General features: G+C 41.6%; 20 protein-coding genes and 2 pseudogenes. 13 read left to right on the top strand and 9 right to left on the bottom strand.

The genetic code is table 11. The features are described from left to right. The 4 genes and pseudogenes from E0409_RS06255 to E0409_RS16685 all read left to right on the top strand — a co-directional run. Positions 1-203 (top strand): annotated as a pseudogene (locus tag E0409_RS06255) (IS4 family transposase); the annotation flags it as partial. A 103-nt stretch (positions 204-306) separates the two neighbouring features. Continuing rightward, complete coding sequence (locus E0409_RS06250) at positions 307-687, top strand: endonuclease domain-containing protein (RefSeq protein ID WP_131288883.1); 381 nt, start codon at positions 307-309, stop codon at positions 685-687. A gap of 124 nt (positions 688-811) precedes the next feature. Next, positions 812-1009 (top strand): annotated as a pseudogene (locus tag E0409_RS06245) (endonuclease domain-containing protein); the annotation flags it as partial. 220 nt (positions 1010-1229) lie between these two features. Then, positions 1230-2348 carry a hypothetical protein gene (locus E0409_RS16685; protein ID WP_252151777.1) on the top strand — a complete coding sequence of 373 codons (1119 nt, stop codon included), beginning with the start codon at positions 1230-1232 and terminating at the stop codon, positions 2346-2348. 48 nt (positions 2349-2396) lie between these two features. On the opposite strand, the gene E0409_RS06235 is transcribed toward E0409_RS16685, so the two are convergent. Next, a complete protein-coding gene (locus E0409_RS06235; protein ID WP_131288879.1) occupies positions 2397-5288 on the bottom strand; it encodes a valine--tRNA ligase in 2892 nt (963 codons plus the stop codon). A gap of 185 nt (positions 5289-5473) precedes the next feature. On the opposite strand from E0409_RS06235, the gene E0409_RS06230 reads away from it, so the two are divergent. Continuing rightward, a complete protein-coding gene (locus E0409_RS06230; protein WP_131288877.1) occupies positions 5474-6139 on the top strand; it encodes a hypothetical protein in 666 nt (221 codons plus the stop codon). Positions 6140-6184: 45 nt separating this feature from the next. Next, on the top strand, positions 6185-6991 hold the full coding sequence (locus E0409_RS06225) for an SDR family oxidoreductase (RefSeq protein WP_131288875.1): 807 nt from the start codon (positions 6185-6187) through the stop codon (positions 6989-6991). Positions 6992-7176: 185 nt separating this feature from the next. Here E0409_RS06225 and E0409_RS06220 read toward each other — a convergent pair whose 3' ends face one another. The 8 genes from E0409_RS06220 to sdsA form a co-directional block, all read right to left on the bottom strand. Next, a complete protein-coding gene (locus E0409_RS06220) occupies positions 7177-7611 on the bottom strand; it encodes a YbjQ family protein (protein WP_131288873.1) in 435 nt (144 codons plus the stop codon). 3 nt (positions 7612-7614) lie between these two features. Beyond that, entirely contained in the window at positions 7615-7971 is a 357-nt protein-coding gene (locus tag E0409_RS06215) for a YbjQ family protein (RefSeq protein WP_131288871.1), read from the bottom strand. Positions 7972-8076: 105 nt separating this feature from the next. Continuing rightward, complete coding sequence (gene adeK / locus E0409_RS06210; protein WP_131288894.1) at positions 8077-9534, bottom strand: multidrug efflux RND transporter AdeIJK outer membrane channel subunit AdeK; 1458 nt, start codon at positions 9532-9534, stop codon at positions 8077-8079. Further along, positions 9534-12716 (bottom strand): efflux RND transporter permease subunit, encoded by a 3183-nt coding sequence (locus tag E0409_RS06205; protein ID WP_131288869.1) that lies wholly within the window; start codon positions 12714-12716, stop codon positions 9534-9536. The genes adeK and E0409_RS06205 overlap by 1 nt, the downstream gene beginning before the upstream one ends. Positions 12717-12728: 12 nt before the next feature. Beyond that, entirely contained in the window at positions 12729-13997 is a 1269-nt protein-coding gene (locus E0409_RS06200) for an efflux RND transporter periplasmic adaptor subunit (protein ID WP_131288867.1), read from the bottom strand. Positions 13998-14029: 32 nt separating this feature from the next. Next, positions 14030-14635 (bottom strand): phosphatase PAP2 family protein, encoded by a 606-nt coding sequence (locus tag E0409_RS06195; RefSeq protein ID WP_131288865.1) that lies wholly within the window; start codon positions 14633-14635, stop codon positions 14030-14032. 150 nt (positions 14636-14785) lie between these two features. After that, the gene (locus tag E0409_RS06190) at positions 14786-16840 is read right to left on the bottom strand and encodes a site-specific recombinase (RefSeq protein WP_131288863.1); all 2055 of its coding nucleotides are present in this window, start codon (positions 16838-16840) and stop codon (positions 14786-14788) included. A 34-nt stretch (positions 16841-16874) separates the two neighbouring features. Next, the gene (gene sdsA, locus E0409_RS06185; protein ID WP_131288861.1) at positions 16875-17852 is read right to left on the bottom strand and encodes an All-trans-nonaprenyl-diphosphate synthase; all 978 of its coding nucleotides are present in this window, start codon (positions 17850-17852) and stop codon (positions 16875-16877) included. A gap of 432 nt (positions 17853-18284) precedes the next feature. Between sdsA and rplU the strand changes: the two genes are divergently transcribed. The 7 genes from rplU (at position 18285) to cysG (ending at position 25352) form a co-directional block, all read left to right on the top strand. After that, positions 18285-18596 (top strand): 50S ribosomal protein L21, encoded by a 312-nt coding sequence (gene rplU / locus E0409_RS06180; protein ID WP_086196864.1) that lies wholly within the window; start codon positions 18285-18287, stop codon positions 18594-18596. Positions 18597-18614: 18 nt separating this feature from the next. Continuing rightward, complete coding sequence (gene rpmA, locus E0409_RS06175) at positions 18615-18869, top strand: 50S ribosomal protein L27 (RefSeq protein WP_067723977.1); 255 nt, start codon at positions 18615-18617, stop codon at positions 18867-18869. Positions 18870-19083: 214 nt separating this feature from the next. Further along, the gene (gene lolA, locus E0409_RS06170) at positions 19084-19782 is read left to right on the top strand and encodes an outer membrane lipoprotein periplasmic chaperone LolA (RefSeq protein WP_131288860.1); all 699 of its coding nucleotides are present in this window, start codon (positions 19084-19086) and stop codon (positions 19780-19782) included. Positions 19783-20089: 307 nt separating this feature from the next. Continuing rightward, positions 20090-21574 carry a carotenoid oxygenase family protein gene (locus tag E0409_RS06165; RefSeq protein WP_252151776.1) on the top strand — a complete coding sequence of 495 codons (1485 nt, stop codon included), beginning with the start codon at positions 20090-20092 and terminating at the stop codon, positions 21572-21574. Positions 21575-21705: 131 nt separating this feature from the next. After that, positions 21706-22494: a DUF3298 domain-containing protein gene (locus E0409_RS06160; RefSeq protein WP_131288858.1), complete on the top strand. Its 789-nt coding sequence runs from the start codon at positions 21706-21708 to the stop codon at positions 22492-22494. Positions 22495-22613: 119 nt separating this feature from the next. Further along, the gene (serS, locus tag E0409_RS06155) at positions 22614-23885 is read left to right on the top strand and encodes a serine--tRNA ligase (protein ID WP_131288856.1); all 1272 of its coding nucleotides are present in this window, start codon (positions 22614-22616) and stop codon (positions 23883-23885) included. 90 nt (positions 23886-23975) lie between these two features. Next, the gene (cysG, locus tag E0409_RS06150) at positions 23976-25352 is read left to right on the top strand and encodes a siroheme synthase CysG (RefSeq protein ID WP_131288854.1); all 1377 of its coding nucleotides are present in this window, start codon (positions 23976-23978) and stop codon (positions 25350-25352) included. Positions 25353-25379: the final 27 nt, after the last annotated feature.

Raw genomic sequence — 25379 nt, 5'->3', positions numbered from 1 at the left:
TTCAGACGCAAATTTGGATTGCCCTGATTGCCTATTTACTGGTGAGTTTTGCCCGGCATTTAGGACAAGAAGGCTGGACGGTTCAACGGTTACTAAGAATGATCCAAGTAAATCTGTTTGAGAGAAAAACCTTAAAAGCTTTATTCATGCCCGATAAAATACCGATAAAACAAAAGGAAGCTCAATTGAGCCTCCTTTTATGAAAAATTGTGGGACAGCAGTGGATGTTCCCTCTCTTTTTAGGAGAGGGCTAGGGAGAGGTTATAAATTCTGCTAATCTAAAGAAAACAATAAAAACAAAAACTCATGAACAAAAAGATCGATCCTCAACTTTTAATATTCGCCAAATCCATGCGCCATACCGCCACAGATGCAGAACAGCTCATGTGGCAAATCTTACGTGCCAAGCGTTTTATGAATCTTAAATTCCGTCATCAGCATGTGATTACGCCGTATATTGTGGATTTTTACTGTCATGAGCTTAGTTTGGTGATTGAGCTTGATGGTAGTCAGCATGGAGTGGATGATGTTATTGAATACGATGCTGAGCGAACCAAGTTTTTAGAGGCATTAGATTTGAATGTGGTACGGTATTGGAATCATGAGGTTTTGGGGCAAACGGATATGGTGTTGGAGGATTTATGGAATGTGTGTTTTGAGCTTAAAAGCAAAAGCACCTCTCCCTAACCCTCTCCTAGAAGGAGAGGAAAATTTCATTGTGTATCGAACAATAATTAAATTCAAAAAGGATGCTTCCTCTCCCTATGGGAGAGGACTAGGGTGAGGGAAAAGAAAAGGATAATAAGAATCGAAATTTGATACCCAATTATTAGAATTCACCAAATCTATGCGTAACACTGCTACTGATGCAGAAAATTTGATGTGGCAAATGCTTCGCACCAAACGTTTTATGAATCTGAAATTTCGACGTCAGCATGTCATTCAACCTTATATCGTGGATTTTTACTGTTATGAAATTGGTTTAGTGATTGAGTTAGATAGTGAGCAAAGCCCCCAAGGGATCATAAAAACTTGATTTTTAAATTTTGACAGCTATTATTAAACATAGGTGTCCACCTTACTTACACACGAGTAAAAAAAGACAAAAATCAATTTTATATTGAATAACTATCGCTTTTAATGTTTTCTTTATTTTGTTTCATTATTAGATTCAAAAAGTTTAAACGTGTGTCGAAATTTGATTCTAAGAAACAATCTTAAGGATAAACATGTCTACAATTAGTACTTTAGCTGTTGAATTACACCATGTTATTAAAACACATGGCATCGAGATAAAACGCTCCCATCTACATGAAATCATTTCAGCACTTTTTGGTTTTAAAACATTTAATAGTTTAAAGCTGAGTTCTTATCCACTTTTTACAGACTCAATAGATGATCAATTAGATATCGAGCTATTTCAAAAGCGTTGCCAAGAATTAAATATTTCATTTGCTTTAGCACCAGTTATTCAAAAGCATATTTCTGATTATCATCTTTTATATTTAACGGATGAGAAAATCAGTGAGCTTGTTCGAGCAGCATTAGATGATGATTTACTGCAAAATGATGTTCTAGAACGACTAAAGAAAACATTTATAGATTTTTCGAAATTTTCTATCTATCCGTATTTGATTGCACAATTTTATAGTGATTGTGAAAATAATTTTGATGAAAGAAATACTGATATGCATTATCTCTACCAGAGATATTTGCAAGGTAAAGAAATTAGTCCAACTTGGAAGCCAAGCTTAGATTACTTCATTAAAGAAATAGAACGTAATGATGAATATAAAGAAAATTACATGATGTATTTGAAAAAAGCTGCTGAATTGGGAAGTTTTCCTGCTCAATTGCAACTTTATCAATTTGAAAATAATAATCATTATTTTGAGGAAGATACAGGACACTATATTTATTCAACCTATGCACCAAATATTGAATTGGCACTAGCAAAGCGCGGTGATAAAGAATGTCTAAGAGAAATATTTGATCGGATAGTCTACTGTGGTAATTATGAGGAGATCAAAGAATTAACTGAGGATGAGTTAATTGAAGCATGGAAATGGCAGAAATTTGCTGAATATTTGGGTTATGATTTAGCGAAAGGCAATTATAAAACAACAGCGATATACGATCAGGGTAATATTTTTGCTGCTGAAAGTGGTCGGCATGATGTAAATTTATCAAAACTAACATTAGAACAAGAAAATATAGTTAATCAAGAAGTGAAAAATTTGATTAAATTTTATGAAAACTTAAATGAATTTACTTTTAGTCGCTATTTAAATCATTCATCGTATGTAGATTGGGATGGCGAAGATGATTTTAATTGGGAAGATGACTAATTAAAAAATCCCCTCAATTGAGGGGATTTTTTGAATCAAACTACAGCATTAAAGCGCCGCAATCTGTTCCATATTCGCTTTAATCTTCACTAACTGGTCAGCAAATTCAGCCAATTTGACTTTTTCGCCTTCAACTACCGCAGCAGGTGCTTTTGCCACAAAACCTTCATTTGAAAGTTTTCCTGCAATTTGGTCATGTTGCTTTTGAACTTTATCAAAGTCTTTTTGCAAACGACCCAATTCCGCTTTAGGGTCAATTAAACCCTTCATTGGAACAAATACAGAGGCGTGACCGACTACAGATGATGAAGACAATGGTGGTTGTTCGCCCTCTGCCAAGTAGGTGATGCTTTCAACTTTCGCCAAGGCTTTAAACAATGGTTCGATACGTGAAATTTGCGCAATTTCAGCATCAGTGATGTTTTGCATCAATACTGGAAGTAAACGCGCATTACCTAAGCCCATTTCACCACGGATGTTACGTACCGCACCAATCAAACCTTGAAGCCAATGCATATCAGCTTCAGCTTGGTCATTAATCAACGCTTGATCTGCAACAGGGTAAGCCGCAGTCATAATGGTTTCGCCGCCCAAACCAATCATCGGCGCAAGGGTTTGCCAAATTTCTTCAGTCAAATACGGCATGATTGGATGCGCAAGACGTAAAGATGCTTCCATCACTGCAAGAAGAACACGACGAACTTCTGCTTTACGTTCTTCCGATACATTTTCATCATTCAGAACAGGCTTAGTCAGCTCGACATACCAGTCACAGTATTCATTCCAGATGAACTCGTAAATCGCTTGAGCAGCCAAGTCTAAACGGTAAGTAGCAAATGCTTGTTGAACTGCAAGTTCCGCTTTTTGTAGACGGCTCACAATCCATTGTTCAGGCAATTCCCAAAGATCAGGACGTGCAGTTTGACCCACAGTTTGACCTTCAACATTCATCAGAACGAAACGTGTACCATTCCAGATTTTGTTACAGAAGTTACGGTAGCCTTCAACACGTTTCATGTCGAACTTGATGTCACGACCAGTATTTGCAAGTGCACAGAAGGTGAAACGAACTGCATCTGTACCGTAAGACTGAATGCCTTCCGGGAATTCTTTACGGGTCGATTTTTCAATCTTCGCCGCCTGTTTCGGGTTCATCAAACCGGTGGTACGTTTTTGTACCAAAGTTTCAAGATCAACACCGTCAATCAAGTCTAAAGGATCAAGCACGTTACCCTTAGATTTAGACATTTTCTGACCTTCGCCATCACGTACCAAACCATGTACATACACAGTTTTAAACGGAACTTGCGGTGTGCCATCTTCATTTTTCATGAAGTGCATGGTCATCATGATCATGCGGGCAACCCAGAAGAAGATGATGTCAAAACCGGTTACCAATACATCTGTTGGATGGAAGGTATTGAGGAAATAGTTTTCCGCATCTTTCTTGGCGTCGCCAGTCCATCCTAAAGTTGAGAATGTCCAAAGACCAGACGAGAACCAGGTGTCCAATACATCTTCATCTTGTGTTAATTGAACATCTGCAGCAATGCCATTTTCTTCACGCACTTCCGCTTCGTTACGACCCACATAAACGTTGCCATCTACATCGTACCAAGCTGGAATACGGTGACCCCACCACAATTGACGTGAGATACACCAGTCTTGAATGTTGTTCATCCAAGCCATGTACATGTTGCTGTATTGCTCAGGTACAAATTTGATGTCGCCATCTTTCACCGCTTTAATTGCAGGCTCCGCAAGCGGTGCAATTTTCACATACCATTGGTCAGTCAATAATGGCTCAACGATTACGCCTGAACGGTCACCGCGAGGTGCTTTCAAGTCGTATGGTTGAATTTGATCTAACCAGCCTTCAGCTTCAGCTTGTTCAACCAGTTTTTTACGTGCAGCAAAACGCTCTAAACCAATGTAGTCTGCAGGCGCAGCAATGGTTTTAGAAATCTGTTCACCTGCTTTGGCAATGTATTCAAATTCAGCCAACACTTCAGCATTTTTGTTGAAGATGTTGATGATTGGCAAGTTACAACGTTTACCCACTTCATAGTCATTGAAGTCGTGTGCAGGGGTGATTTTTACACAGCCTGTACCGAAATCTTTTTCAACATATTCATCCGCAACCACAGGAACCAAACGACCTGAAATTGGCAGAACGATGTTTTTGCCTACAAGATGTGCATAACGTTCATCTTCAGGATGAACCGCAACAGCCGAGTCACCAAGCAAAGTTTCAGGACGTGTTGTCGCAACAACCAAGAAGTCTTTGCCATCTTTGGTGCGAAGGTCTTTATCTTCAAAGAAATATTTGAAATGCCAAAGTGAACCTTTTTCTTCTACTGATTCAACTTCAAGGTCAGAAAGGGCAGTTTGCAGTTTAGGATCCCAGTTGACCAGGCGTTTACCGCGGTAAATCAAACCTTCTTTATGCAAACGTACAAAGACTTCTTTAACCGCGTTAGATAAACCTTCATCCATGGTGAAGCGTTCACGTGACCAGTCTACAGAAGAACCGAGGCGACGAATTTGACGGGTAATGTTACCGCCAGACTGTTCTTTCCATTCCCAGACTTTTTCAATGAACTTTTCACGACCCAAGTCATGACGGCTGATATCCTGTGCTGCCAATTGACGTTCAACCACCATCTGGGTGGCAATACCGGCATGGTCAGTCCCCGGTTGCCATAAGGTATTTTTACCAGACATACGATTATAACGCGTCAAGGCATCCATAATGGCATTGTTAAAACCATGACCCATGTGCAAGTTACCAGTGACGTTTGGTGGCGGAATCATGATACAGAATGAGTCGCCTTTTTGAGACGGCTTAAAGTAGCCATTCTCTTCCCAGGTCTTGTACCATTTTTTCTCGATCTCGGTAGGATCGTATGTCGTAGCAATATTTTGCGCAGAATCAGTCATAGTCAGAACAGATCAAAAGTGAATAAAAAATTAGGGCTATTGTAGCAAAAAAATTACGGAATGAGGCAGCTTCACCAAATGCAAACTTTATGCAATTGGCATAGACTGAATAAGATCTTATGATAAGAGTGGAATAAAAACAGCACGAATGGTCGCAGAACAATTCTAAAAAGGAGATTATCGGTATGAGCTATTTCATTTCTTTAAAATTAACCCGAGAAACCCATCAGCGTTTTCATCAGATTCATCAGCAATTGAATCAGGGTGAAACTCAAAGTTTAGCCAAACCTTTAGGTGAAGTTTTGGCAGATATTTCCTGTGAAATTGTCGATCAGGTTTTTGGTGAAATTGCGCGTTTATCGACTTCTGGCGATCGAGAATCTGAAAAAATGGTTAAACAAATTTTAGAGACTGTACGTAAATATATGCCATGGTCGGTTTCATTCTTTGGCAATGAGCGTTTAATTCCGATGGTGAATTATCTGAAAGATAGGGCCTATGAGAAAAATGGACAAAATTATATTTCTTATAGTGTCGATCATGTCTTGGTGGTGGAATTGCTGGAATGTGTGGAGCAAATGAAAGAGGGAAATACGCATTATGTTTCGCCAGGCTTAAAAGCATTTACCCAGTTGGTCGATCAAGGGGTGACCAGTCTGGTTCGCGAACCTAAAAACATGTTGAAATTCAATTTAGTGGTGGATAAAACTTTAAATGGCGTGATTCATTTGACCACCCAGATGGGCTATAAGCGTTTGGAAAAACTGGGGACACAGTATGATTCGCAAATGACCCCTCGTTATTTTGATCATTTTTTGATGTTTTTGAATCATGAGCAAAAAAATCAATAACAGATCAACGCATTATTAATTGTAAGTGTAAATAGGAACAGCAACATGGCGAAGCAGGACAGTTTGAACAATAAGGTGGTATGGATTACCGGTGCATCTTCAGGTTTGGGTAAGGCGCTTGCACAAGAGTGTGCCTTGCAAGGGGCACAGATTGTACTCACTGCTCGTCGTATGGATGAACTGGAAAATGTGCGTCAAAGTTTAGTTAACCCAGATCGACATATTTGTGTTAGTGCCGATATTACGGATGAAAATCAAGTTCGCCATGCTTATGAACAAGTATTGAATCAAAAAGGGCGTATTGACTGGCTAATCAATAATGCAGGACTCAGTCAGCGTGCCTTAATTGCCGATACGACTATGCAAACTGAACGTGCCATCATGGAAGTCGATTACTTCTCACAAGTGTTTCTGACTAAAACCGTTTTGCCAACTTTCTTAAAACAAAAAACAGGTCGAATTATCTTTGTTTCCAGTGTGGCCGGTTTATTGGGTACGCAATACCGTGCAAGCTATTCAGCAGCGAAAGCCGCGATTCACATGTGGGCAAACAGCTTACGTGCCGAAGTGGCTGACGAAGGGGTCGGTGTTTCTGTTATTTTCCCGGGTTTTGTTAAGACCAATGTGTCATTCAATGCATTAAATGGCGAAGGCAAACCACAGGGCCATCAAGATGAAGCGATTGAAAATGGTTTACAGCCTGATGAATTCGCTAAAACTGTAGTCAAGTCTCTGTTGAATGATGAAGAATATATTGTAGTTGGCGGTACTAAAGAAAAATTGGGGGTATGGGTGTCACGTTTATCTCCAAGCACACTGTATAAAATGATTCGGAAAACCAAGGTGAAATAATTAAAGCTCCCTCCTTTTTAAAGGAAGAAGCTTTAATGTCCCCCTTTGCAAAAGGGGGATTTTAGGGGGATTCTAAATAGTAAAATGTTAGTCACGATATAATCCCTCCCAACCGCCCTTTAAAAAAGGGAGGAGCTCTGCTATTTGAAAAAAGTTAATGAAATATAGAGAGAGTTGGTGAGAATTTACGATTGAATCGCCGTTCCATAAGCAAACACTTCGACCATCCCGCCTTGCATGCCCAGTTCAGTGGTACTCAATCGCAAGCCCATAATATGCGTTGCACCCATTTTTTCAGCTTCCAGTTTTAAACGCACAATGGCTTCGCGTCGCGCACGTTCAACTATACTTTCATAACTGGTTAAACGCCCACCAAAAAAGTTCTCAATATTGGCAATCACATATTTAAAATAGTCATGTGAAATGACCACATTGCTACTCACCAATTGTCCCTCATGAGGGGAGGTTTTAAAGCGACTGTTATCCAGCGTGATATAAGCTAGTCGATGTTCTTGTTCATCCAGTTCATTTAAATGCTTTCTTTCAACATGGCGACCAAAGCCCCAGCCAACCGCAAATAAAATCACAAAGATGGCAATTTTTAAGATCAAGGCATCCATAGCTTAGCCTTGAGTCGGGAAGGGATTAGGCAATTTTTGTGCATTTGCTTCAACCACCACCGCAGTGCCATAAACAAAAAGTTCAGATGCGCCTTGGGCAATATTCGAAGTTGAAAAACGAATACCCACCACAGCGTTTGCACCGATTGATTTGGCTTTTTCAATCATACGGCTCATGGCTTCCTGGCGTGATTCTTCCAGTAATTCTGTATACGCCGTCAGTTCACCACCGACTATATTTTTTAAGCTGGCAAGCAGGTCGCGTCCAACATGTTTACTGCGAACGGTGCTGCCATACACCACATCAATTTGGCGAATAATAGTATGACCCGGAACAGATTCTAGATTACTTAAAAGCATTTTTTGATATTCAAATAAGAGAGGTTGTAGTGAAGATAGGAAATCAGGCTTTAAAAAGCAATAAAAAAGCCTGCATAGTGCAGGCTTTTTAACAACGCTAAATAATTATTCAGCGCTGTTTGCAGCTTTACGTTCAGCAGTAGATGCTGGCTGTTGAACCGCATCACCGGTGTTGGCTTTAATACCGCCACCGAGTGTTTTATAGACTTCAACCTGGTTATTCATGTTGGCTTGTTCAAGCAATAATAAACCTTGTTCAGCAGCATAAGATGCACGTTGCGCATCCAATACCGTCAAGTAACTGTCAATACCGGCACGGAAGCGGGCATTAGAAAGTCGGTAGGTGGTATTGGTTGCATCAACCAAACGGCGTTGTGCAGCCAAGCGGTCGCCAATATTTTGACGTACTGCTAAAGCATCATTCACTTCGCGGAAAGCGGACTGAATCGATTTTTCATAGTCAGATAATGCAATTTGCTGATCTGTTTCTGAAATCTTGATGTTGGCTTTACGTGTGCCCCAATCGAAGATTGGAAGATCAATACTTGGACCAATTGACCAGACAAATCCACCTGATTTAAACAGGTCGCTTAAGCTGGTTGAAGCATAGCCTGCATTACCGGTCAAACTAATGGTCGGGAACAAGCGTGCTTTAGCCGCAGCAATATTTGCACCCGCTGCAGAAAGTTTGTATTCAGCAGCACGTACATCAGGACGGTTATTCAGCAGATCACTTGGTAGACCAGCACTAAAGGCATTGCTTTTGCTAATACGGGTTACGCGTTGAGTCGGTAACAAGTTTGCAGGAACTGCTTGACCTACCAGCAGGTTAAGCAAGTTCTGTGCTTGAGCAATTTGAGTCTTGTAATTGGCAACATCGTTACGCGCAGTTTCTACAGAAATCTGTGCCTGACGAACAGGGAGTTCACTGTCGATACCGACATCAAAACGTTTTTTGTTGAGGTTATAAGACTCAAGTTGAGCTTTTAATGTTTGATCTGCAAGTTTTAAATTTGCATTGGCAAACGAGTAGTTTAACCATGCTTGAGCAACCTGACCGACCAGCGCAATTTGAGTGGCATCACGTGCGCTTGACGTTGCTAAATACGTATCTAAAGCATTGTCTTTTAAGCTACGAACACGACCCCAAAAGTCCAGTTCATAGGCAGTTACACCTAGACCAACATTGTAGCTGGTCATGGCACCGCTGTTGAGCGTGTCTTGACGAAGCACACTGCCACTGGCACCAATGGTTGGAAGCTGGTTGTTCTGGGTAATTTGGTACTGTTGCTGCGCACGTTGAATATTCAATGTCGAAGTACGCAAATCACGGTTATTGGCTAATGCCAAATCAAGCACTTGGAGTAAGCGTTGATCGGCAAAAAAGTCTTTATAACCTTGCTCAGCAATTGAAGGACCAGAAGCTGAGGTTAAATAACCTTGTTCTGGAATATTCGCTTGAGCTACGGGCTCTGGGCCACGCATGCTTTGACAAGCTGTCAAAGCAAGCGCAAGTGCAGATACCGCAATGCTACGACCTGAAATAGACCATACCTTTTGCATCACGATGCTTGCTCCTGATTATTTGTTTTTTTAGGTTTAAATTTAAAGATACTTCGAATCCAGACATAAAACACAGGAATAAAGAAGATACCCAATAACGTCGAACTGATTACGCCACCCAGTACACCATAACCGACTGAGTGTTGGCTACCTGCGCCCGCACCCGAAGAAAGGGCAAGAGGAAGTACACCAAAACCGAAGGCTAAAGTGGTCATGATGATTGGACGTAAACGCATTTTTGCTGCATGAAGAGTTGCTTCAAGTAAAGGCTCGCCTTTATCTTCTTGCAGTTCCTTGGCGAATTCTACAATCAAGATCGCATTTTTTGCAGCCAAACCGATGACGGCAATAATCGCAACCTGGAAGTAAATGTTATTCGACAGGTTTGGATCTTTAAACAGAACCATACCCAAGAAAGTCAGACCTACTGCGCCAACAATACCGAGTGGAATGACCAGCATGACTGAGAATGGAATTGACCAGCTCTCGTACAATGCGGCAAGACACAGGAACACGATCAGCATGGAAAGACCATAAAGTCCCATGGTTTGTGAGCCAGATTCACGTTCTTCTAAAGATAGACCTGTCCACTCATAGTCAAAGCCCTGCATGCCCATTTGTGGAAGCTTGGTAATGATTTCTTCCATTGCCAGCATCGCATCACCCGAGCTGACACCCGGAGCAGGCGTACCTTGAATGTTAACCGATGCAATACCGTTATAACGTTCAAGACGTGGCGAACCGTAAGTCCATTCACCTGTGGCAAATGCCGAGAATGGAACCATTTGACCAGAGTTGCTGCGTACGTACCATTTGTTTAAATCTTCCGGCATCATGCGTGCATCAGGAACGGCTTGAACATACACTTTCTTCACACGATCACGGTCGATAAAGTCGTTAATGTATGAACCACCCCAAGCAATGCTCATGGTGCTGTTGATTTCAGAAATGCTCACGCCCATAGCGCTGGCTTTTTCATTATCTACATAGATTTTGTACTGTGGCGTATCTTCCTGACCATTTGGACGCACACCAGCCAGGCGTTTGTCTTGCGCAGCCATACCCAGGATCATGTTACGTGCAGTGATGAGTTTTTCATGACCATTACCCGCAGCGTCTTTTAACTGCAAGTTAAAGCCGGCAGAAACACCCAATTCTGGCATTGCAGGAAGCTGCAACGGCATGACATAAGATGCATCTTTAGCAATCACATTTAACGCCATACCACGTTGGATAATTGAACCAATCTGTGCTTCAGGTGTAGTACGTTCGCTCCAGTCTTTTAACTTAATGAAAGCCAGACCGGCATTTTGACCGACACCGGTAAATGAGAAACCTGCGACACTGAATACAGAGTCGACATTGGCTTTTTCACCTTCCATAAAGAAGCCAGTCATTTGGTCAATGACTTTCTCGGTACGATTAAGGGTTGCATTTGGTGGAAGCTGAACCAGGGTCATGACCACGCCTTGGTCTTCGTCCGGCAAGAATGAACTCGGCAAGCTTTTAAACAGGAATAACAAGCCTGCGATTACAACTGCGTAAATTACACCTGCAATGACTTTATGAATCAGCAGTTTTCCTACCCATTTTTGGTAGCCACTCGACATGCGGTCAAAGCTATAGTTAAACCAGCGGAAGAAGCGGGCAAAAACACTGTTGCTTTGTGGCTTGTCTTTTTCATGCTGTTTCAGCAATGTCGCACATAAGGCAGGGGTAAAGGTCAGGGCTACAATCAGTGACAGAATCATGGCGGTCACTAAGGTAATCGAGAACTGACGGTAAATTACCCCGGTGGTTCCGCTAAAGAACGCCATTGGGACGAACACTGCAGACAATACAGTAGTGATACCAATTAACGCACCAGAGATCTGACTCATCGACTTTTCAGTCGCTTCCACTGGATCTAGGTGTTCTTCCGCCATAATACGTTCAACATTTTCGACCACAACAATCGCATCATCCACCAGAAGACCGATGGCAAGTACCATGGCAAACATGGTGAGCGTGTTAATCGAGAAGCCAAACAGGTTGATAATCGCGAATGTACCCAATACCACCACAGGCACAGCCATGGTTGGAATAAGCGTTGCACGCCAGTTCTGCAAGAACAGGAACATGACAATGAAGACCAGAATAATCGCTTCAACCAAGGTCTTAACCACACTTTCAATTGAAAGTTTGATAAACGGTGTGGTATCAAACGCCAACTGATCTTTTAAACCACTTGGATAGTTTTTACGTAACTGTACTAAACGTTCTTCTACGGCAGTCGCCGTGTCTAATGCATTTGCACCAGTGGCCAATTTAATCGCTACACCACCAGCAGGCTTACCATTAAATTTAGAGGTAAACTGATAGTTGTCCGAACCTAATTCAACTTTAGCAACATCACCAACAGTGACTTTTGCACCAGTACCGACATTTTTCAAGAAAATGTTTTTGAACTGTTCAGGCGTTTGTAAAAGACTTTGTGCGTTTACAGTTGCATTTAGTACTTGACCTTCAACAGCAGGCGCACCACCGAGTTGACCCACAGCGACTTGCGCATTTTGAGTACGTAAGGCAGCAACCACATCACTTGGAGTGAGTTGATAACTGCTGAGTTTTGCAGGATCTAACCAGATACGCATGGCATATGAACCACCAAATACCTGTACTTCACCTACACCCGCTACACGGCTGAGCGGTTCAGAAATATTTGAGTTTACATAGTCTTTAATGTCGGCATCCGTCAGTTCACCATTTGGCGAATAGAATGCAAGTACTTGTAGAAAGCTCGCCCCTGATTTAGTGACTTTTACACCCTGACGTTGTACATCTTCAGGAAGTAATGCAGTCGCCGACTGTAATTTGTTCTGTACTTGAACTTGAGCAATATCGGGATCGATCCCTTGTTCAAAGTTCAAAGCGATAGATGCTTGACCGTTACCCGCACTATTTGAAGAAATATAGCGTAAACCGTCAAGACCGTTCATTTGCTGCTCAATGATCTGAGTCACTGTATTGGCTACAGTTTCAGCAGATGCACCAGGATATGTTGCAGCAATGGTCACGGTTGGCGGAGCAATGGTCGGATATTGTGCAATTGGCATTTTGCTGAGGGTTAAAATACCCGCCAGCATAATCACCAATGCAATCACCCATGCAAAGATCGGACGATGAATAAAAAAATGAGCCATTTAGTCTACCCCTTATGTATTTGAAGTAGATTTTTGTTCAGTTTTTGGTTGAGCTTGCTGAGCAGGTTGAGCTGCTTTATTTGCTTCTGCTGCAGGTTGACCCGCACCTTGAGGCGCAGCAGCTTGAGGTTGGTAAGGTTTAGCAACCACAGTTGCACCTTCTTTAACCTTGGCAATACCATCAACAATCACTTTCTCACCCGTTTGTAAACCTTTGGTCACAATCCAGTCTTTACCTTGAACACCAGCAGTTTCAACAGGGCGTGTTTCAACAGCACCTTTGGCATTCACGATCATCGCAATTGCTTGACCAGTCGGAGTACGGGTAATCGCTGCCTGAGGAATCAAGATGGCATTTGGAATCACACCTTGTACAATTTTAGCAGTGGCATACATACCTGGAAGCAATAAATGATTCGGGTTCGGGAACACAGCACGTAAAGTCACGGTACCGGTTTCCGGATTTACACTTGCATCGGAAAAGGCAAGACGACCTTCAACAGGGTAGTCGCTACCATCTTCAAGCTTAAGTTTGACTTTGGTATTGTTACTGCTGTCTAAACTGCCTTGGCTCAATTGCTGACGTAAACGCAATAATTCAGCACTCGACTGGTTAATGTCGATATAGATTGGATCCAAACGCTGAACAGTCACTAATGGATCTGCTTGACTAGCAGTCACTAAAGCACCCACAGTCACTGTTGAACGGTTGGTTTGACCTGAAATAGGCGAACGAACTGTTGAATAACCGAGGTTGATTTCTGCATTTTTGAGTTCAGCTTGTGTTGCAGCAACATCGGCTTCAGCCAGTTTTACCTGTGCAGCAATATCATCATATTCTTGTTTTGAAATGGCATTGCTGCCGACAAGTTGACGATAACGTCCTTCTTTCACGCGCAATACGTTCAAGTTGGCTTGTTGACGGTTGAGTGCAGCACGTGCGCTATCGACGCCAGCACGATTGGTGCGTGAGTCAATTTCATACAACGCCTGACCTTCACGAACATAACTGCCTTCGGTAAATAGACGTTTGAGAATCACACCACTGGTTTGTGGACGGACTTCAGAAATTTCAAATGCCGTGGTACGACCTGAAAGTTCTACCGATTGCTCAACGCTTTGTGGTTGAGCAACAATGACACCGACTTCAGTCGGTGGCATTTTTTGGGCTGCTGCAGCTTGCTGCGCATCCTTTGGATCTTTGCTACAACCAACAAGTGCAATACTCGTTGCTAATGCGCAAGCGGTAAGGGCAGGTGCCCATAGCTTTGCAGACATCATTGTTCCACCTCGATTAGATTTTTATCTAAAAATTAATTTGTTTTCGCTCTACTGAATTTGGCGTACAGCAGATAAAGTAGTGTGATCCAAATAAAACTTATGCTCCAACCTGCCAAGACATCAGAGGGGAAATGTACCCCAAGGTAAACCCTTGAAATTCCCATGATAAACAACCATATAAAAGCACACACGCAAATCAGTTGGTGCTTTGGATGTCTGAGACTTAGATAAATTGCAAGACAACCCAGAGTGGCTGCATAAACACTATGCGCACTGGGAAACGACGCACCATAGCTTTGAACCAGGTGATACATTTCGGGTGGGCGAGGTCTTGAAATTATATATTTGAGCAGCCAAACCGTGGCAATGCTTCCTATAAGCCCTAAACTTGTAAAAATAATATTTGTGTATTTTTTATACCATAATTGGTGTAAATACCAGATTGCGGTTAAAAATAGCACAAATGGCATGCCGCCTAGAGTTGAAAGTGTGATAGATATCGTATTCAAATGCGCTGTACGATGCTGACTCATCCATTCAACCATTGCTAAATCGAACTGGTTAAGTGATGGGATGAAAAGCATTAATACACTGAAAATAAATAAAAAAAATCCTACACCAAGCAATAGGTACGGCATGTAAGGAACCTTTGTTATCTTAGTCGATTGGAGTATGACTAATGAATGATTAAAGTGTACTCATCAGTACACTTTATTTCAAGTGTGTGTAAATTATGCTAATTTCTTTTTTACCGATTTTTTAACATGAAGTAAAATAAAAATAACCAATTACTTATAAGCCGATTTTTGTGATGGCAAGGATTCATCCACTTCTAATGGAATTTTCGGTGGCCAAAAAAAGTCACTCGGACGGGTTAAGAAATGGGTCAGCACCAGTTTGGCTAATGGCTTCCATTGTTCAAAACGAACCCGGCGTGCGCGTAGTGCCACAATAATGGTCAGACTAAAACTCACAAATAAGTTAGTCAGGCCAATCAACAACACCCCTAAAAAAGATACAAAAATCAGGCCAACTTCTGGAGTGCCGTTAATATTGATCAAGCCTTGAATAAAGTTGGCTGAAGCAAATGCAATGTGTCGAATATCGAGTGGCAGACCGAAAATAAAACCAATGGTTCCCATGCTTCCGAGCATAATCCCGAATAAGAAGTTCCCTGCTAACGCCCCTAAATTCCGTTCAATATATGCAGCAAAATGATTTAAGTGTTCTTGACCTAATAACCGCTTTAAACGGGCATGGGCCTGTAAGCGCGGACCCACTTTGCGGTACACCGCCATATTGTCAAAATAACCTGCGATCAAGCCGGAGAAAAACAGACAAACACCGGCAATGGCAGCATGGGGAATAGCCAATGAGGTAAACGGATTCAGTGAGTGTAAGGTTGTGGTCGCCTTGGCATGGGACAGCAATGGTTCATCCATTCCGTATTGCCAGAGCAGGGTAATCACTGCCGCAGTAGGAATGGCAATCGAGATATTGCCGAGAATGGCAATAAACTGGGTTCGGATAATATTAATAATTAGTGCGGCAAGTTCGGCAATTTGCGCAGTTTTAGAGCCTTTTTGATGCTGTACCGTGGCTGCAAGTGCAGCTGCCGTCATGGCCGGTTGTTTGGTCGCAACGGTGAAATGCAGCACGTGAATCAACATGAAACCGAGTGAATAGTTCATGCTAAAGATAAATGCCTGCATCAAGGGAGCCATGACCAGACGCGCAGCCAGAATCTTGAAGGTTGCCATGGTGGCAATAATGACGCCAGCACCAGCAGCTGCCTTGTACATCGACCAAAAACCTTTTTTGTCGGTACTGACATAATGCTCACCGGTTTTACTGGCATTTTCGGTCACTTGTAAGGCAATTAATTCACTGTTATTTGCAAGTAAAGAACGAACACTCCGTTCACTATAAATGGCGGAGGTAATATCGACCAGTAAGGCACTGATGGATTCATAACAAACTTCATTTTCTTCAACAATTAAGTTGATTAACAGTTCGATCCGATCCAGACATTGTTCCAAAAGGGATAATAAATAAGTCAGACTGATACTCACGCCAGTGCGTTTAATGGCACGACGAATTTTTGAAGCCACATCCCGACATTGTTCAATCATCACCAAGGCTTGTGAGGCATCCGGTGGGGCAATCACTGCCAGAGGATCGGTATTTTGATGCAGCTTTTTATAATGCTGAATGAATTCGACAATTTCACGGTTCTGAACAAGAAAAGGCGATTCGTATTCAGTTAACTCGGGTTGTGCATTGATAAATTCAGGATACAGTCCAATCCCACTAATCCGGTAAGACAGCACGGTGATGGCTTTGATCAGCTCATTGTTAATCTTAAGCTTTTCAGCCTGATTACCGTGACCTTGATTGAGTAAGGCAAATAACTTTTGCCAATCCTCATTAGAAATGCTGTCCAACCAGTATTTATCACTACGTTGATAAAAGACGCAACGGACTAAATCCTGCAGTTGACTTTCGTCATTAATCAGCGGTAAAAAATGAGCGCCTATGCGTTGTGCGAGCTGATTCCAAAAACCATCGAGAGATAAAATACCGGTATCGGCATACAAACTGGTCTGTTTGTATTGGCTAATCAGTTTTAAGATAAAACTTTGTAAGGTAGAAACTGCATCGGGTGTAATCAGTAGTGCTTGGATGAGTGCACGAAATTTGCAGTTAATTTCTTCAGTATTGGTTGAGTCGCTTGGTCGAATCCGGTTAACCAGTTCAATTAACAGTGAGTCATCAAGAGCAGCTTGATGAGATTCAAGCTGCTCCTGCATTTTTAAAAATAGATCATTAAAATTTATATGCATAGGCGAAGGTTAAGTCTATTTTTTTCAACATCCATCATTGAATTCGGTTTAAGGCAAGTTGGGTCAGGTTAATCAGTGCTTGGCGATATTCACTATGAGGCAGCGCATCTAAAGCCTGCAGTGCAGATTCAGTTTCTTCAGTGGCACGTTGGCGGCAGTAATCCAGTGCGCCACAATTTTGCACAATGTCAATGACACGTTCTAATTGGGTTGTACCACCCGTTGCAATACTGCGGCGAACAATTTCATGTTCTTCATCGGTGGTTTTTTGCAGTGCAGAGATTAATGGCAAAGTGGGTTTCCCTTCCATTAAATCATCACCAATATTTTTACCTAATGTTTCAGCATCTGAGGTGTAGTCTAAAATATCGTCAATAATCTGGAACGCATTGCCAAAGTGACCGGCAAAGATTCGCAGGGGGTCACGGTATTGCGGTGTACCCGATAAAATGGCAGCACCTTCAGTGGCAAGTTCAAATAAACGCGAAGTTTTACCGTGAATAATATCGAGGTAAGTCTGTTCTGTGGTTTCAGGCTGATGTTGTGCTTGAAGTTGTAGAACTTCACCTTCAGCAATTTCACAGGTTCCTGTCGAGAAATCTTTGAGTAAGGTCATATCGTTTAAATCGACCAATAAATCAAAAGCACGCGAAATCAGGAAGTCACCGACTAAAACCGCAGTCTGGTTATTCCAGGTGGCATTGGCTGTAGGGCGGCCACGACGTAAGCCTGATTCATCGACCACATCATCATGAACCAGCGTTGCCGTATGCAGCATTTCAATAATAGCCGCCAATTTACGCTGACGTTCTATATCTTCTGCGCCACAGGCTTTTGCCGCCAATAAACACATAATCGGGCGCATACGTTTACCGCCCGCTTCAACCACGTGTTTACTGACTGCCATGACTAAGGCAACTTTTGAAGTAATCCCTTCATTAATAAAAGTGTCCATCGCAGCAAAGTCTGAAGCAACAGGAGCGAGAATGTCTTGCTTAAAGTCGATGGCCATGTGAAGAGAAACCTCTAAAAATTGAATTGCTTATTCTATAGTGTAACAACTATATCTCATGTTATGAGCTAAGATCTTAATATAGTTGCTTAAAACCTGATTAAGCAAATGGTTTTAAGTGAGTGATAATTCTGACAACTCATTCTATATGTGATTGAATTGGTATTTCGTGGTTTATAGTAGCGAATTGATTTTAAAAATCTATTTCATTTTATAAAATCCAAGATTGCGATGTAAAAACTAATTTATTTTTTAGATTTTGATTGTTTATAAAATAAACATTCGCTCAGCGCAAAAAAACGCTAAAATGGCTTGTCGTTTGATTTATTATCACTTAATATGTTTGCCCTTGTATATACCCCAGTGGCGCTCGTATTAAGATCGGTATATTCCTTTATCGGCACGACGACACGGGCATGTTTGGAGTACATTATGTACGCAGTAATCCAAAGCGGTGGTAAACAGCACCGTGTTGTTGAGGGTGAAACCCTTAAAGTAGAATTGTTGAAAGCTGAAACTGGTACAACTATTACGTTTGATGACGTATTAATGCTTGTAAACGGCGAAAGCATTCAAATTGGTGCTCCAGTTGTTGCTGGTGCTACAGTAACTGCTGAAGTAGTTAGCCACGGTCGTCACGACAAAATCCGTATTGTTAAAATGCGTCGTCGTAAACATTACCGTAAACAACAAGGTCACCGTCAATGGTTTACCGAGTTGAAAATTACTGCTATTTCAGGCTAATTACGAGGATTATGAAACATGGCTACTAAAAAAGCTGGTGGATCGACACGTAACGGTCGTGACTCGAACCCTAAAATGTTAGGTGTTAAAATGTACGGTGGTCAATCTGTGACTGCTGGTAACATTATCGTTCGTCAACGTGGTACAGAATTCCACGCTGGTACAAACGTAGGTATGGGCCGTGACCATACTTTATTTGCTACCGCTGACGGCGTGATCAAATTCGAAGTGAAAGGCCAGTTCGGTCGTCGCTACGTATCTGTTGAAGCGTAAGCTTTAATAGAAAAAAACCCACATCTGATGTGGGTTTTTTTATGCCTGTAAATGGGTCAAAAACAATCTGGGTTCTTCATCATGATGTAGAAAAATCTACATTGAGCATTAATAACAATACAAAACTTCTTATTTTCTCAATTATTAGGAATAAAAATTGGTTTAAGATGGGACATTGAAGAAATTGCGATACAGCAAATAAAAAGGTGATGAGATGAAAATGCTTCGTAAAACCCTATGTGCTATGACATTAGGTGCAGCAACGCTTGCACCGGTAATAAGTACTACTGTTTTTGCTGCGCCTGTTGCAGCATCGGAGCAACAAGCAACCAACAATTTGGTCAAACAGTTAAGTAATATCCGTAGTTTGTCAGCAAATTTTGAACAAACCACAAAAGCGACTTCTGGTAGTAAAGTGGCTCAGAAAAAAGGCTTAACCGGGCAACATATGAATCAAACCTTTAAAGGGGTGATGAAGGTTGCTCGTCCTGGTAAGTTTTTTTGGGAAACCACAAGCCCGTCAAAACAAACCATTGTGACTTCGGGTAAAACCGTCTGGATTTATGACCCTGACTTGCAACAAGCCGTTCGTCAAAGTCTGGATGATCAAGTAGCCAATACGCCAGCTTTGTTATTGTCGGGGAATACTAGCCAAATTATGAAGTCTTACCGTGTGACGCAACCGGATAAAGGCAAGACTTATTACACCTTGCTTCCTAAAGACCGTGATGGGGCTTTCCAAAGTTTGACCATTAGTTTTGGGGTAAACAAAGCGCCAAGTTTGATGATTTTGGAAGACTCACTCGGTCAAACCACTTATGTTCGATTTAATAACGTGAAATTGAATCCTTCAATTCCGGCATCAACCTTTAACTTTACACCGCCTAAAGGCACCGATATTATTGATCAATAATGAATTGATTTATAATTATTAAATTAAGTCGCAAAGTTTATTTAAAAGCAGTCATACGTGACTGCTTTTTTAGTTTATATTCTGCTAAAAATATAGCGATGCTTTTATAGGCAAAGTGCCTTTATGCAAAAATAGTTCTAAGTTGCAGAATAAGTGTTACAACTCACAATACATAAAGACAAAAATTCAGTAATCAGAAGTGAGTGGCAAAATAACCAAGATCAATGCCTCCCTAAGACAAAGAAAAAGTAACAAAGAAAAAATAACAAAGACTAAAGCCACAAAAAAACTCAGGAGAATTAAAAAAGTGCAAAATAACAAGGTAGTGACCCCATCGGTGGATTATCCGCGTTTCACAAAAGTAAAATCAAAATTTAATACTTATCGTCAGAAAGTCATGGGTCTGGGTGTGACTTGGCTACAAAGAAGATCAAAAAATTCATCTAAAAATAAAGCAGAAAATCCTTATCTCGATGGGATATTTGCTCCTGTAGATGAAGTGGAAAAGCGCGAATTCAAAGTCATGGGTGAAATTCCAGCGCAACTCAATGGACTATTGTTAAGAATTGGACCCAATCCTGTTCATATTGAACATCCGGATTCTTATCACTGGTTCACAGGCGATGGAATGCTACATGCTTTAAAAATTGAACATGGAAAAGCAGTCTGGTTTAAAAGTCATTATATCGAAACGGATTCCGTACAAAAGTACAAGAATAAAGCTGTTAAAGCAGGGTTTCGTCGGGGTCCCGGTGATGTGGTCAATACCAATGCTTTTTATCATGCCAATAAAATTTGGGCAAGTGTGGAAGCGGGCACTTTGCCGGTATGTTTAGACTTAAACCTGAATACGGAAGAACACTGTCTTTTTGATACAGATGCCGATCTGCCTTTTACCGCACATCCACATAAAGATAATAAGACCGGATATTTACATGCCATTTGCTATGATGCGCTGGATATCAAACACGCCTATTATGAAGTGATTGATGAGCAGGGACTTTTGCTGCATTGGGCTAAAATTCCCGTGCAACATGGTCCCATGATTCATGATTGTGCCATCACCGAGCAGGAGGTTTTAATTTTTGATTTACCGGTGACGTTCTCTTTCAAGCAACTCATCAAAGGCAATCCTTTGCCTTATGAATGGAATGAACAGCATGCGGCACGCATTGGCATTTTACCTAAATATGGTCGTGCCGATGAGGTACAGTGGATCCCTATAGCCCCTTGTTTTATTTTTCATGCCGCAAATGCTTATCGAAATGAGCAACAGCAAATCATTCTGGATGTCGTCGTTCATCAGTCAATGTTTAAGAAAACCCATCAAGGTCCATTTGAGCAGCAAAAGACTCAATTGGAACGCTGGGCGATTGATCTGAAGCAGAATACTGTCGATCGACATGTATTGGATGAGCAGGCGCAAGAATTTCCAAGAATTGATGAACGCTATACCGGTGAGCAGCATCGTTATATTTATAGTGTCAGTTTTGACCCTTTAAACATGAGTAAAGCCAATAATTTGATTTGTCATGACCTGCAAACTCGTGAAAAAACTACATATGAATTTGGTGAGCAATGGGTAACGGGAGAAGTCGTCTTTATCCCTGAGTCATCGGATGCGGCTGAGGGGGATGGTTACCTGCTATCTTATGTGCATAATATTAATAAAGAATCCTCCAAAGTCGTGATTTTAAAAGCCCAATGTTTAAATATTCAGCCTCAGGCAGAGATTGTCCTTGGCGTACATGTGCCATTGGGCTTTCATGGAAATTGGGTGGATTTATCTTAAAATCATGGGATTTTCTTGTTTATAACTATCAGGCTATATATTTTAAAAGATACATATTTTAAATTTCATTCGGTTACCGAGCTTTGTATAGTGCAGGGGCATTATAAAAGGTCTTAGGTTGTAAAATTAAAATGGAAATATGCACGAATAAACAATGGCTCTGGGCACTTCCTGTTTCTTTCGCGGCACTTGTCATGACGGGGTGTCAGGAGCGACCTGCACCGCAAACTGAACAGGCAACAACGACGAAGCAGGAAAAGTCTGAATCCATTCCATTAATTCAAGCCAAAGTTGTTCCGGTCAAATTGACCAAGCCAGAAGCTTGCGATGCAGATGGCTGTATGCAATATGACATTCAGACCGTAAAGACCAATGTTAAATGGATTGATGATTATTTTATTGATCGAATTAAAAAAGCAGATCCTATTGCTTTTTCAACCGCACCAAATCAAAAAATCAATACCGCTGAGGGAGCTAATCCTAACTTAAGTCAAAGTTCGACCTATGTGCGCTTTGTGAATCAGCAATATGATCGTGCGACATTTGCCATTCAAACTTACACTTATTCATCGGGTGCAGCGCATGGCATGTATCATCAGGAATTTGTGAATTTTGATTTGAAAACTAAAAAGCGCTTGGCGCTACAGGATATTCTGCTGAAGGGTACAGAACAGCAGGTATTAGATACCCTGTATGACTCAAATAGCATCTGGCTGGATCAACATAGTATTGAACGAACCAAGTTACAGTTGAGCGATAATTTTTACTTCGGTGCCAATGGGATTGTATTTGTTTATCCCTTATATGAACTGGCTTCTTATGCAGAAGGAATGACAGAACTGAACTTGCCTTATGTTACATTGACCAAACTGGTTAAAGCGGAATATCTGCCAAGTTTGCCACACTATCCCACACCTTAATTTTTAGTTAATTCGATGAAATTTGCTGTAATAAGGCACAGCTGTAAGCTCGGTCACTGTCTTTTTTGCTGTTTAGCGCTTACACTATAGCCAGTTTTTTTCTTTGCAAAAGATTGGCTATGATCGACCCGAAATTAATCAGAAATAATATTGAGGCTGTAAATTTAGCCTTGGCAAAACGTGGTGTACAGCTGAATGTAGAAGAGTGGGCTTCACTTGAAGCTCGCCGTAAAGAGCTTCAGTCGAAAACTGAAGCTTTACAGGCAGAACGTAATTCGGGTGCAAAACAAGTTGGCCAAATTAAAAAATCTGGTGGCGATGCATCTGAAATCATGGCACGTATGTCAGCGATTGGTGATGAAATTAAAGCAGCTGAAGTTGCGCTTACTGAATTGCAAAATCAAATTGAAACCAAATCGTTAAGCATTCCAAACATGCCGCATGAATCTGTGCCTGAGGGTAAAGATGAAGACGATAACGTTGAAATTTTAAAATGGGGCACACCGCGTCAATTTGATTTTGAAATCAAAGATCATACTGACCTCGGTGAATGGATGGGCGGTTTGGAATTTGAAACTGCGACCAAACTCACCGGTACGCGTTTCAGTGTGCTGAAAGGACCACTGGCTCGTTTACAACGTGCCTTGACCCAATTCATGCTGGATACTCATACCCTAAAAAATGGTTATACAGAAGCCTACGTGCCTTATTTGGTCAATGCAGATTCTTTACGTGGTACAGGTCAATTGCCTAAATTTGAAGAAGACTTATTCAAATTACAAGGTGAGAAAGAATACTACCTGATTCCGACTGCAGAAGTTCCAGTAACCAATTTCGTGCGTGATGAAATTGTCGATCCAGACCGTTTACCACTCAAATATGCAGCACATACGCCGTGTTTCCGGAGTGAAGCCGGTTCGTACGGTCGTGATACCCGTGGTTTGATCCGTCAACACCAGTTTGACAAAGTTGAGATGGTGCAAATTGTTAAACCTGAAGACTCGATGCAGGCTTTAGAAGAATTGACCGGCCATGCTGAAGGCATTTTGCAAGCTTTAGGTCTTCCATATCGTAAAATCATTCTATGTGGTGGTGATATGGGCTTTGGCTCAATCAAAACTTATGATTTGGAAGTTTGGGTGCCGAGCCAAAATACTTATCGTGAAATTTCAAGCTGTTCATGCATGGGGGACTTCCAGGCACGCCGTATGAAAGCACGTTACCGTGTTGACCAAAAGAAAACTGAATTTTTACACACTTTAAATGGTTCAGGTTTGGCAGTCGGTCGTACTTTGCTTGCGGTGATGGAAAACTATCAACGTGCAGACGGTTCGATTGAAGTTCCTGAAGTGCTTCGTCCATATATGGGTGGTGCAGAATTTATTGATTAATCTTCGGATTGATCAATAAATCGATAAATAGCACATTTTTGTGCATGAAAATTGCTTAAGACAGTCAGATTTAAAATACTGAGGTAATTCGTGGATATCTTTCCAATCTCTTTAAAGTTGCAACAGCAACCTTGTCTGATTGTCGGTGGTGGGCGTATTGCCTATCGTAAGGCTGTACTTCTGGCAAAAGCAGGCGCAGTCATTCATGTGATTGCACCTGAAATTGAAAGTTCTTTACTTGAGATTGTGGAAACTAGCCAAGGGCAATATGTCCAAGCACCTTTTAGTCCAGATATTCCGTTACGCAATTACCGTTTGGTGATTGCGGCCACCAATGACAAAGCGACCAATATTCAAGTTTTTGAAGCTTGCGAAGCTGAAAAAATTCTGGTGAATAGTGTCGATGATCTACCGCATTGCCGTTTTATGGTTCCTGCGATTATTGATCGTTCACCGTTAGTGGTTTCAATTGCCACCAATGGCACCTCACCGGTGTTATCCCGTCAAATCCGAACTCAGCTTGAAGCAACTATTCCACATGGGATGGGGAAACTGGCTGATTTTTCTGGAAAATGGCGTGCTTCAGTCAAAGCGAAAATTGCAAATCCGGATGAGCGCCGTATTTTTTGGGAAGACTTGTATGCCAGTCCACTCAAAGAACAGGTGTTTAATGACAATATTGCACAAGCGGATCGTTTAATTGAACAAGCCTTAACTGAGTGGAAAACGCCTAAAGGTGAAGTCTATTTGGTGGGTGCCGGTCCAGGTGATCCTGAACTATTGACCTTAAAAGCTTTACGCTTGATGCAACAAGCCGATGTGGTTATTTATGACCGTTTGGTATCTCCACCGATTTTGGATTTGTGTCGCCGTGATGCAGAAAAAATCTATGTCGGCAAAGCACGGTCTAATCATAGTGTTCCTCAAGACGGTATTAATGCCTTATTGGTGGAATATGCAGCGCAAGGTAAGCGTGTCTGCCGTTTAAAAGGCGGTGATCCCTTTATCTTCGGTCGTGGTGGCGAAGAAATTCAGGAGCTGTTTGCTGCCGGTGTGGCTTTTCAGGTAGTGCCGGGGATTACCGCGGCTTCTGGCTGTTCTGCGTATGCCGGTATTCCTTTAACGCATCGTGATTATGCGCAAAGTGTCCGCTTCCTGACAGGACATTTGAAAGAAGGTTCACCTGAGTTGCCTTGGCATGAACTGGTCTATGAAAATCAAACCTTGGTCCTATATATGGGCTTGGTGGGATTGGAAAAAATTTGTGCCCAACTGATTGCACATGGCCAACGGTCTAATATGCCTGTTGCGCTTATTTCCAAAGGAACGACACCAGACCAGAAAGTCGTGGTCGGAACCTTGGCAGATATTGCTTCAAAAGTGACAGAACATCAAATTCAAGCGCCGACCCTAACCATTATTGGTGAGGTGGTGAAATTGCGCGAACAATTACAGTGGCAAGGCTAATTCGAGTCCTATTGCATTGAAAGAGTA

The sequence above is a fragment of the Acinetobacter sp. ANC 4862 genome, assembly GCF_004336635.1.
Lineage (GTDB): Bacteria > Pseudomonadota > Gammaproteobacteria > Pseudomonadales > Moraxellaceae > Acinetobacter.
This window is presented reverse-complemented; position numbering and strand designations above follow the sequence as displayed.

Excerpts from the sequence above, each read along its gene's own strand:
- E0409_RS06250 (WP_131288883.1), top strand. The coding sequence starts at position 307 with ATGAACAAAAAGATCGATCCTCAACTTTTAATATTCGCCAAATCCATG.
- E0409_RS16685 (WP_252151777.1), top strand. The coding sequence starts at position 1,230 with ATGTCTACAATTAGTACTTTAGCTGTTGAATTACACCATGTTATTAAA.
- E0409_RS06235 (WP_131288879.1), bottom strand. The coding sequence starts at position 5,288 with ATGACTGATTCTGCGCAAAATATTGCTACGACATACGATCCTACCGAG.
- E0409_RS06230 (WP_131288877.1), top strand. The coding sequence starts at position 5,474 with ATGAGCTATTTCATTTCTTTAAAATTAACCCGAGAAACCCATCAGCGT.
- E0409_RS06225 (WP_131288875.1), top strand. The coding sequence starts at position 6,185 with ATGGCGAAGCAGGACAGTTTGAACAATAAGGTGGTATGGATTACCGGT.
- E0409_RS06220 (WP_131288873.1), bottom strand. The coding sequence starts at position 7,611 with ATGGATGCCTTGATCTTAAAAATTGCCATCTTTGTGATTTTATTTGCG.
- E0409_RS06215 (WP_131288871.1), bottom strand. The coding sequence starts at position 7,971 with ATGCTTTTAAGTAATCTAGAATCTGTTCCGGGTCATACTATTATTCGC.
- adeK (WP_131288894.1), bottom strand. The coding sequence starts at position 9,534 with ATGCAAAAGGTATGGTCTATTTCAGGTCGTAGCATTGCGGTATCTGCA.
- E0409_RS06205 (WP_131288869.1), bottom strand. The coding sequence starts at position 12,716 with ATGGCTCATTTTTTTATTCATCGTCCGATCTTTGCATGGGTGATTGCA.
- E0409_RS06200 (WP_131288867.1), bottom strand. The coding sequence starts at position 13,997 with ATGATGTCTGCAAAGCTATGGGCACCTGCCCTTACCGCTTGCGCATTA.
- E0409_RS06195 (WP_131288865.1), bottom strand. The coding sequence starts at position 14,635 with ATGCCGTACCTATTGCTTGGTGTAGGATTTTTTTTATTTATTTTCAGT.
- E0409_RS06190 (WP_131288863.1), bottom strand. The coding sequence starts at position 16,840 with ATGCATATAAATTTTAATGATCTATTTTTAAAAATGCAGGAGCAGCTT.
- sdsA (WP_131288861.1), bottom strand. The coding sequence starts at position 17,852 with ATGGCCATCGACTTTAAGCAAGACATTCTCGCTCCTGTTGCTTCAGAC.
- rplU (WP_086196864.1), top strand. The coding sequence starts at position 18,285 with ATGTACGCAGTAATCCAAAGCGGTGGTAAACAGCACCGTGTTGTTGAG.
- rpmA (WP_067723977.1), top strand. The coding sequence starts at position 18,615 with ATGGCTACTAAAAAAGCTGGTGGATCGACACGTAACGGTCGTGACTCG.
- lolA (WP_131288860.1), top strand. The coding sequence starts at position 19,084 with ATGAAAATGCTTCGTAAAACCCTATGTGCTATGACATTAGGTGCAGCA.
- E0409_RS06160 (WP_131288858.1), top strand. The coding sequence starts at position 21,706 with ATGGAAATATGCACGAATAAACAATGGCTCTGGGCACTTCCTGTTTCT.
- serS (WP_131288856.1), top strand. The coding sequence starts at position 22,614 with ATGATCGACCCGAAATTAATCAGAAATAATATTGAGGCTGTAAATTTA.